The sequence below is a fragment of the Monashia sp. HAY1-2A genome, assembly GCF_056755315.1.
Genome location: NZ_JBNDHY010000301.1, coordinates 1 through 1,296 on the forward strand (window position 1 = coordinate 1; position 1,296 = coordinate 1,296).

1 protein-coding gene is annotated in these 1,296 nt (G+C 73.3%); it reads right to left on the reverse strand.

Annotation, left to right across the window (positions count from 1 at the left end; translation table 11 throughout):
• Nucleotides 1-160: 160 nt before the first annotated feature.
• Nucleotides 161-1,099 carry a type IV toxin-antitoxin system AbiEi family antitoxin domain-containing protein gene (locus ACPYOM_RS21955; RefSeq protein WP_481347582.1) on the reverse strand — a complete coding sequence of 313 codons (939 nt, stop codon included), beginning with the start codon at nt 1,097-1,099 and terminating at the stop codon, nt 161-163.
• Nucleotides 1,100-1,296: the final 197 nt, after the last annotated feature.

Below are 1,296 nucleotides of genomic sequence, written 5' to 3' on the forward strand. Positions count from 1 at the left end.
CCCCCCCCCCCCCCCCCCCCCCCCCCCCCCCCCCCCACCCCCCCCCCCCCCCCCCCAGATTACTACTCGTCTCGTGGGCTCGGAGATGTGTATAAGAGACAGGTGTGCGGGTTGCGCCACCCCCTCGGCCGGCCGGCCGAGGGGGTGGCTTCGGGTTTGGTCAGGCGGAGCGACGAGCCGGGCGGGCGGCTCGGATCCTCGCACCCAGCAGCCCGGGGCGGTCGAGCTCGGACCAGATGACGCGCTCGAAGGGGTACCCGAGCCGGCGCACCCGGTCCTCCCGGCGCTTCTCCAGCCAGAGGACCTCCGCGGGGTCGTCCGGCTGTTCGTCGGACCGGTCACGGACCCGGCCGTACTTGACCTCTCCGTCGAACTCCAGCACGACGCCCTCGACGACGAAGTCGACCCGTGCGACGAACCCGTCGGCGTCCGTGATGACGACCTGGCTCTCGTGTGACAGGCCGAGGTCCTGCAGGATCATCCGGGTGCGCGACTCGCCGACCGACTCGGCTCCGGCATCCATGCGCAGCACCGCGTCGAGAGCCCGACGCCGGCCCTCGTGCGGGGAGACCCTCGCCACCTCGTCGAGCAGCTCCGGCATCGTCACCGTGCCGGCCCGCAGGGCGGCGTCGCCCGCCACCACCGCGCACTCGGCGCCCATGGTCAGCGCCGTGCCGACGACGGCCCTCGCGGCGGAGACCACCGGAACACCCAGGACGGTTAGGGTGACCACGCCGCGCCGGGGCCACACGGTCACGTCCCGACGCCTGACCACCTGGCGCGCCGCGCCGACGAAGTCGATGCGGCTCAGGTCCGCGGACCACAGCGGAAGGCCGTGCACGGCCAGGGCCGCGTGGTGGCTCAGGGCCTCGCCGGGCCGGGTGCGGGCGACCGCCATCGCGGCGAGCCGGTAGCGCCCGACGCGGTCGGCCGCGTGCAGCAGGTCTCTGCTCACGTAGGCCCCGCGCCGGACACGGACGACCTGTCCGTGGCGTACGGCGTCACGCAAGGCGATGGCGTCGACGCCTCTCGCACCCGCCTCGGCGGCGGTGAAGACGCCGTGCTGTTCACCCGCCAGGGCCTGGAGTCGAGGGTCCATCGAGCGATCGTCGCGCCGCGACACGGACGGCGCATCGTCCGAGCAACCGCCTGTGGACGGCCCGGCCCGCCGCCACCCCTTGTGGATCACCCGCAACACACCGAGCAGCTGCCAACCCACGCCAGGAACACCTCGCACGAGTTGGCAGGTGCTCGGTGTGCTGTCTCTTATACACATCTGACGCTGCCGACGACGGA